The sequence below is a fragment of the Streptococcus pseudopneumoniae genome (assembly GCF_038148935.1).
GTDB classification, from domain to species: Bacteria; Bacillota; Bacilli; order Lactobacillales; family Streptococcaceae; genus Streptococcus; species Streptococcus pseudopneumoniae_U.
Window position 1 is genome coordinate 1 of record NZ_JBBJZX010000094.1, and the last position, 7,439, is coordinate 7,439.

Here is a 7,439-nt window from a genome sequence, read left to right on the forward strand (position 1 = left end):
TCACGGAGGAAGTCAATGAAGCTGATGCTGCCAAACCAGTCGTAGTTGTTGACCATGACAGCCTTGTTTTCGCCATTTTCAAAATCAAGAAAACGAGAAAGTTGTCCTTGGATAGACTTGACCCAGCCATCTACTGTGTCTTTTGTTTGGAGACTACGTTCAGCATCTTTGAAGGACGGATCTCCGATGAGACCAGTAGCACCGCCAACGAGCGCATAAGGTTTGTGACCTGCTAGTTGCAAGCGACGACTTGTCAAGATTGCGACAAGGTGGCCTAGGTGAAGGCTGTCAGCAGTTGGATCGTAGCCAGTATAATAAGAAACTTGACCTTCTTCTAGGGCTTTACGCAAAGCTTCTTCATCAGTCGTTTGAAAAATCAAACCACGCTCTTTTAGCTCATCAAAAATGTGCATGTGTCTTTTCTCCTTTTTAAAATTATTGTTTCTACCTATTGTATCATAAACTCGGGCAATAGCCTAGCAGAATAGGGAAGAAAGTGGCTATTTTATTGAAAGTTTCCCTTTTATGGTATAATAGATAGAGTGAGGAAATCCATGCAAAATCAATTAAATGAATTAAAACGAAAAATGCTGGAATTTTTCCAGCAAAAACAAAAAAATAAAAAATCAGCTAGACCTGGCAAGAAAGGTTCAAGTACCAAAAAATCTAAAACCTTAGATAAGTCAGCCGTTTTTCCAGCTATTTTACTAAGTATAAAAGCCTTATTTAACTTACTCTTTGTGCTTGGTTTTATAGGAGGAATGTTGGGAGCCGGGATTGCTTTGGGGTACGGAGTGGCCTTATTTGACAAGGTTCGGGTGCCTCAGACAGAAGAATTGGTGAATCAGGTCAAGGACATCTCTTCTATTTCAGAGATTACCTATTCGGACGGGACGGTGATTGCTTCCATAGAGAGTGATTTGTTGCGCACTTCTATCTCATCTGAGCAAATTTCGGAAAATCTGAAGAAGGCTATCATTGCGACGGAAGATGAACACTTTAAAGAACATAAGGGTGTAGTGCCCAAGGCGGTGATTCGTGCGACCTTGGGGAAATTTGTAGGTTTGGGTTCCTCTAGTGGGGGTTCAACCTTGACCCAGCAACTGATTAAACAGCAGGTGGTTGGGGATGCGCCGACCTTGGCTCGTAAGGCGACAGAGATTGTGGATGCTCTTGCCTTGGAACGTGCCATGAATAAGGATGAGATTTTAACGACCTATCTCAATGTGGCTCCCTTTGGCCGAAATAATAAGGGGCAGAATATTGCAGGAGCTCAGCAGGCAGCTGAGGGGATTTTCGGTGTAGATGCCAGTCAGTTGACGGTTCCTCAAGCAGCATTTTTAGCAGGACTTCCACAGAGTCCCATTACCTACTCTCCTTATGAAAATACTGGGGAGTTGAAGAGTGATGAAGACCTAGAAATTGGCTTAAGACGGGCTAAGGCAGTTCTTTACAGTATGTATCGTACAGGTGCCTTAAGCAAAGACGAGTATTCTCAGTACAAGGATTATGACCTTAAACAGGACTTTTTACCATCGGGCACGGTCACAGGAATTTCACGAGACTATTTATACTTTACAACTTTGGCAGAAGCTCAAGAACGTATGTATGACTATCTAGCTCAGAGAGACAATGTCTCCGCTAAGGAGTTGAAAAATGAGGCAACTCAGAAGTTTTATCGTGATTTGGCAGCCAAGGAAATTGAAAATGGTGGTTATAAGATTACTACTACCATAGACCAGAAAATTCATTCTGCCATGCAAAATGCGGTTGCTGATTATGGCTATCTTTTAGACGATGGAACAGGTCGTGTAGAAGTAGGGAATGTCTTGATGGACAACCAAACAGGTGCTATTCTAGGCTTTGTAGGTGGTCGTAATTATCAAGAAAATCAAAATAATCATGCCTTTGATACCAAACGTTCGCCAGCTTCTACTACCAAGCCCTTGCTGGCCTACGGGATTGCTATTGATCAGGGCTTGATGGGAAGCGAAACGATTCTATCTAACTATCCAACAAACTTTGCTAATGGCAATCCGATTATGTATGCTAATAGCAAGGGAACAGGAATGATGACCTTGGGAGAAGCTCTGAACTATTCATGGAATATCCCGGCTTACTGGACCTATCGTATGCTCCGTGAAAAGGGTGTTGATGTCAAGGGTTATATGGAAAAAATGGGTTATGAGATTCCAGAGTACGGTATTGAGAGCCTGCCAATGGGGGGTGGTATTGAAGTCACAGTTGCCCAGCATACTAATGGCTATCAGACCCTAGCAAATAATGGTCTATATCATAAAAAACATGTAATTTCTAAAATTGAAGCAGCAGATGGTAGAGTGGTGTATGAGTATCAGGATAAACCGGTTCAAGTCTATTCAAAAGCTACTGCGACGATTATGCAGGGCTTGCTGCGAGAAGTTCTATCCTCTCGTGTGACAACAACCTTCAAGACGAATCTGACTTCTTTAAATCCTACTCTGGCTAATGCAGATTGGATTGGGAAGACTGGTACAACCAACCAAGACGAAAATATGTGGCTCATGCTTTCGACACCTAGATTAACCCTAGGTGGCTGGATTGGGCATGATGATAATCATTCATTGTCACGTAGAGCAGGTTATTCTAATAACTCTAATTACATGGCTCATCTGGTAAATGCGATTCAGCAAGCCTCCCCAAGCATTTGGGGGAACGAGCGCTTCGCCTTAGATCCTAGTGTCGTAAAATCCGAAGTCTTGAAATCAACAGGTCAAAAACCAGGGAAGGTTTCTGTTGAAGGAAAAGAGGTAGATGTTACAGGTTCGACTGTTACCAGCTATTGGGCTAATAAGGCAGGGGCGCCAGCGACAAGTTATCGCTTTGCTATTGGTGGAAGTGATGCGGATTATCAGAATGCTTGGTCTAGCATCGTGGGGAGTCTACCAACTCCATCAAGCTCCAGCAGTTCAAGTAGTAGTTCTAGCGATAGCAGTAACTCAAGTACTACACGACCTTCTTCTTCAAGGACGAGACGATAAGTTCTATAAACTGTGCTAAATGAAGTGGCTAATCAATGGATTGCCACTTTTTTCTTTTTTCCTTTCGTGTTACAATAAAGGTATGAATCAGTATCAGAAAAAGATTGTTAAAGGAACCATTTATTCGCTCTTATCCGGCTTAATCTGGGGAATTTGTGGAATTTTAGGAGAATATTTCTTTACTCATTATCAAGTGTCCTCTGGCTGGATTACCTCTATGCGTTTGACACTGGCAGGGAGTCTTGTGCTCATTTGGTCTGCAATGCAATTAAAATCGCAAGTGCTAGATATTTGGCGAGATAAGAAAAATTACCTGCCCTTTTTAGCCTATGCTATTTTGGGGATTTTTTCAGTTCAGTATTTTTTCTATCTCTGTGTAGAATACTCAAATGCAGCGACAGCAACTATTTTACAGTTTATCAGTCCTGTCTTTATCCTCTTTTACAATCGCTTGGTTTATCAAAAACGAGCGTCCAAAAGTGCTATTTTTTACGTTTTGGTTGCCATGTTGGGTGTTTGCCTGATGGCGACAAAGGGAGATCTCTCTCAATTATCCATGACGCCACTAGCCCTTATAACAGGTTTGCTGAGTGCCATGGGGGTTATGTTTAATGTTATCTTGCCTCAACCTTTTGCGAAGCGCTATGGTTTTGTACCCACGGTTGGGTGGGGTATGATTTTAGCAGGTTTATTTAGCAATGTTCTCTCACCAGTTTATCAGTTTTCCTTTACTCTTGATATTTGGAGTATCTTGATTTGTCTCATTATCGCTTTCTTTGGGACGGCTTTTGCCTTTTTTATTTCCATGAAGGCTGTTTCCTTGGTTTCTCCTTTGGTGGTTTCCGTTATCAGTGCCAGTGAACCTCTCTCTTCTGCCCTTTTGAGTGTTTTATTTTTAGGATTGGTAGTGGATTGGTCCCTTCTTCTAGCTATGGCGCTGATTATTTTACCCATGATTTTCCTATCGATAGAAGAAGCGAAAGAAAGTAAATAAAAAGTCTTTTCTTAATTCTAAAAATGTGCTATACTAGAATAGTCAATAAAACACGGGGAGATAGTTGTGAAGAGTGTTTTTAGGTTGTATCGGTAGGGGCTTGCTTTTACCGACAGCACGTTTTATCTCACATCCCTAAAAATCATACCTAAAAACAAACAAAAAGGCTTCAAATTTGAGGCCTTTTTTGGTAGAATAGGTATCATTAAAATGAACTAGGAGACGCTTATGACTGCTACAAAAATGAACGCTCAAGAAATTATCCAATTTATCGCCAATGCCGAAAAGAAAACCAGTGTGAAAGTAACATTTGAGGGACAACTCGCAACTGCTGTACCTAGCTCTGTTGTCAAACTAGGGAATGTCCTATTTGGAGACTGGAAAGATGTGGCTCCGCTTCTCGATGGTTTGGTAGAAAATCAAGACTATGTTGTTGAGCAAGATGCTCGTAATTCTGCAGTTCCCTTGCTAGACAAACGTGCTATCAATGCTCGTATTGAGCCGGGTGCTATTATCCGTGACCAGGTTGAAATTGGTGACAGTGCTGTTATCATGATGGGAGCAGTCATCAATATCGGTGCTGAAATTGGTGCAGGAACCATGATTGACATGGGGGCTATCCTTGGTGGCCGTGCTATTGTTGGGAAAAACAGTCACGTTGGTGCAGGTGCCGTTCTTGCAGGTGTGATTGAGCCAGCTAGCGCAGAACCAGTCCGTGTTGGAGATAATGTTCTTATCGGCGCTAATGCAGTGGTCATCGAAGGAGTTCAAATCGGTAGTGGTTCAGTTGTCGCAGCAGGAGCTATTGTTACCCAAGATGTCCCAGAAAACGTAGTAGTAGCAGGTGTTCCAGCTCGTATCATCAAAGAGATTGATGCCCAAACCCAACAAAAAACAGCGCTAGAAGATGCGCTTCGTACCTTATAATTGTAAAAGAAAAATAGAGGCGGAACCCTTCTTCCAGCCTCTTTCTGCTATATAGGAGGACAGATAGATGTTAGATTTGATTCAGACTAGACGAGATTTGCACCAGATTCCAGAGATTGGCTTGGAGGAGTTCAAGACTCATGCTTATTTGCTAGATGTGATTGAGAAATTGACTGCGGGCAAGAAGTTTGTTCAAGTTCGTACTTGGCGGACAGGTATTTTGGTCTATTTGCAGGGAAGTCAGCCAGAGAGGACCATTGGTTGGCGGACAGATATTGATGGTCTGCCTATCGTTGAACAAACAGGATTTCCTTTCGCTTCTCAGCACCAAGGTAGTATGCATGCTTGTGGACATGATTTCCACATGACCATTGCCTTGGGCTGTCTTGAGCGCGCCCTTGAGGAGCAACCAAAGAACAATCTACTCTTCCTATTTCAGCCTGCTGAAGAAAATGAAGCTGGTGGCATGCTCATGTATGAGGATGGCGCTTTTGGAGACTGGTTGCCAGACCAGTTTTATGGCCTCCATGTCCGTCCAGATCTGAAAGTTGGCCAGATTGCGACCAATACTCATACACTTTTTGCAGGGACTTGTGAGGTGAAGATTCGTTTCAAAGGCAAAGGTGGCCACGCAGCCTTTCCGCATGAAGCCAATGACGCTTTGGTGGCGGCTAGTTACTTTGTAACCCAAGTGCAGTCAGTTGTCAGCCGCAATGTCAACCCAATCGAGGGAGCAGTGGTGACCTTTGGCGTTTTTCAGGCTGGAACAACCAACAATGTCATCACAGACACAGCCTTTTTACATGGAACTATTCGTGCCTTAACTCAGGATATGAGCCTCTTGGTGCAAAAGCGGGTCAAAACAGTTGCAGAAGGAGTTGCAGCTGCCTTTGATATGGAAGTTGAAGTGGAACTCAAGCAAGGTGGATACCTACCTGTTGAGAACAATCCAGCCTTGGCGCGTGAACTGATGGATTTCTTTGAAGAAAAAGACGGAATCGAGCTGATTGATATCGAGCCTGCTATGACAGGTGAAGACTTTGGTTATCTTCTTTCAAAGGTTGATGGTGTTATGTTTTGGCTAGGTATCGATAGTCCCTACGCTCTTCATCACCCTCAAATGAGTCCTAAGGAAGAGGCTTTATCTATTGGGGTGGATGCGGTCTCTAGTTTCCTGAAAAAGAAGGCAGCAGAGTAGAGGAATTGTCTATGAAAGCAGAATTACGCAAGCAAGTCTTGCAAGAAATGAAGACTATATCTCAAGAGCAAAAACAGGCTATAGAGCAAGCTTTAACCGAGCGATTGTTACAACACCCCTTTTACCAAGAAGCCAAGGTTATTGCAACCTATCTCTCTTTTCCTCATGAGTTTCAAACGCAGGGATTGATTGAGCAGGCGCTGAAGGATGGCAAGAAGGTTCTGATACCCAAAACCTATCCCAAGGGGCACATGGACTTTGTGGTCTATGATCCGCAGCAGTTGGTAAAAACTTCCTTTGGCTTACTGGAACCACAGGGAGATTTGGAAGTATTGGATGCCTCTAAGATTGATTTGATTCATGTTCCGGGGCTGGCTTTTACGACAAAGGGTTATCGAATTGGCTATGGCGGAGGTTATTATGACCGCTATCTGGAACAGTTTACTGGTCATACTTTGAGTACGGTTTATCATTATCAAGTTCAGGACTTTATCCCTGAAAAGCATGATATTCCTGTTCAGGAGGTTCTGATTGATGAAAGAAATCTTTGATAGGCGTTACCCTGTGACGAGTTTCTTCCTCTTAGTGACGACCTTGGTATTTCTACTAATGTTGGTGACCACAGGAGGAAACTTTTACAGGGCAGATACCCTATTTCGATTTGGAGCTATGTATGGGCCTGTTATTCGGCTCTTTCCCGAGCAGGTTTGGCGTCTCTTCTCTGCTATTTTTGTTCATATTGGGTGGGAGCATTTCATTGTTAATATGCTTTCGCTCTATTATCTTGGTAGGCAAGTAGAGGAGATTTTCGGATCCAAGAAGTTTTGCTTTCTCTATCTCTTATCTGGAATGATGGGTAATCTCTTTGTTTTTGAGTTTAGTCCCAAATCCTTAGCAGCAGGAGCCTCTACTTCTCTTTATGGTCTTTTTGCCGCGATTATCATTCTTCGCTATACTACGCGTAATCCTTATATCCAGCAGTTGGGGCAATCCTATCTGACACTTTTTGTGGTTAACATTATTGGAAGTGTTCTGATTCCAGGAATCAGCCTAGCTGGCCATATCGGAGGTGCAGTTGGTGGAGCATTTCTAGCAATTATCTTCCCAGTTCGAGGCGAAAGACGGATGTATAGCGCTAGTCAGAGATTAGGAGCAGTAGTCTTGTTCGTAGGACTCGCAGTCTTACTTCTCTACAAGGGAATGGGAATGTGACGAGCTTATAATAATAGTTGTGTAATGAAAAAAGATAAGGCATTTTTTGAACCTTATCTTTTTATTTTATACTCAATGAAAATCAAAA

Annotated in this window: 7 protein-coding genes; 6 read left to right on the plus strand and 1 reads right to left on the minus strand. The window is 42.8% G+C overall.

The genetic code is table 11. The annotated features are described in order from the left end of the window. Positions 1-413, minus strand: a 413-nt coding sequence (tyrS, locus tag WKI42_RS08785) for a tyrosine--tRNA ligase (RefSeq protein ID WP_368081716.1), incomplete at its 3' end; no start/stop codon positions are given. 141 nt (positions 414-554) lie between these two features. Between tyrS and pbp1b the strand changes: the two genes are divergently transcribed. The 6 genes from pbp1b (at position 555) to WKI42_RS08815 (ending at position 7,351) form a co-directional block, all read left to right on the plus strand. Then, complete coding sequence (gene pbp1b, locus WKI42_RS08790; RefSeq protein ID WP_368081717.1) at positions 555-3,020, plus strand: penicillin-binding protein PBP1B; 2,466 nt, start codon at positions 555-557, stop codon at positions 3,018-3,020. Positions 3,021-3,102: 82 nt separating this feature from the next. Further along, complete coding sequence (locus WKI42_RS08795; protein ID WP_173277690.1) at positions 3,103-4,014, plus strand: DMT family transporter; 912 nt, start codon at positions 3,103-3,105, stop codon at positions 4,012-4,014. Between the two features lie 228 nt (positions 4,015-4,242). Then, a complete protein-coding gene (gene dapD / locus WKI42_RS08800) occupies positions 4,243-4,941 on the plus strand; it encodes a 2,3,4,5-tetrahydropyridine-2,6-dicarboxylate N-acetyltransferase (protein WP_164226280.1) in 699 nt (232 codons plus the stop codon). A 67-nt stretch (positions 4,942-5,008) separates the two neighbouring features. Further along, positions 5,009-6,139 carry an N-acetyldiaminopimelate deacetylase gene (locus WKI42_RS08805; RefSeq protein ID WP_050392044.1) on the plus strand — a complete coding sequence of 377 codons (1,131 nt, stop codon included), beginning with the start codon at positions 5,009-5,011 and terminating at the stop codon, positions 6,137-6,139. Positions 6,140-6,150: 11 nt separating this feature from the next. Continuing rightward, positions 6,151-6,690 (plus strand): 5-formyltetrahydrofolate cyclo-ligase, encoded by a 540-nt coding sequence (locus tag WKI42_RS08810; protein ID WP_050392045.1) that lies wholly within the window; start codon positions 6,151-6,153, stop codon positions 6,688-6,690. Beyond that, positions 6,674-7,351: a rhomboid family intramembrane serine protease gene (locus WKI42_RS08815; RefSeq protein WP_368081718.1), complete on the plus strand. Its 678-nt coding sequence runs from the start codon at positions 6,674-6,676 to the stop codon at positions 7,349-7,351. Before WKI42_RS08810 ends, WKI42_RS08815 begins: the two co-directional genes overlap by 17 nt. The last annotated feature ends 88 nt before the right edge of the window (positions 7,352-7,439 follow it).

Excerpts from the sequence above, each read along its gene's own strand:
- WKI42_RS08795 (WP_173277690.1), top strand. The coding sequence starts at position 3,103 with ATGAATCAGTATCAGAAAAAGATTGTTAAAGGAACCATTTATTCGCTC.
- WKI42_RS08805 (WP_050392044.1), top strand. The coding sequence starts at position 5,009 with ATGTTAGATTTGATTCAGACTAGACGAGATTTGCACCAGATTCCAGAG.
- WKI42_RS08815 (WP_368081718.1), top strand. The coding sequence starts at position 6,674 with ATGAAAGAAATCTTTGATAGGCGTTACCCTGTGACGAGTTTCTTCCTC.
- WKI42_RS08810 (WP_050392045.1), top strand. The coding sequence starts at position 6,151 with ATGAAAGCAGAATTACGCAAGCAAGTCTTGCAAGAAATGAAGACTATA.
- pbp1b (WP_368081717.1), top strand. The coding sequence starts at position 555 with ATGCAAAATCAATTAAATGAATTAAAACGAAAAATGCTGGAATTTTTC.
- dapD (WP_164226280.1), top strand. The coding sequence starts at position 4,243 with ATGACTGCTACAAAAATGAACGCTCAAGAAATTATCCAATTTATCGCC.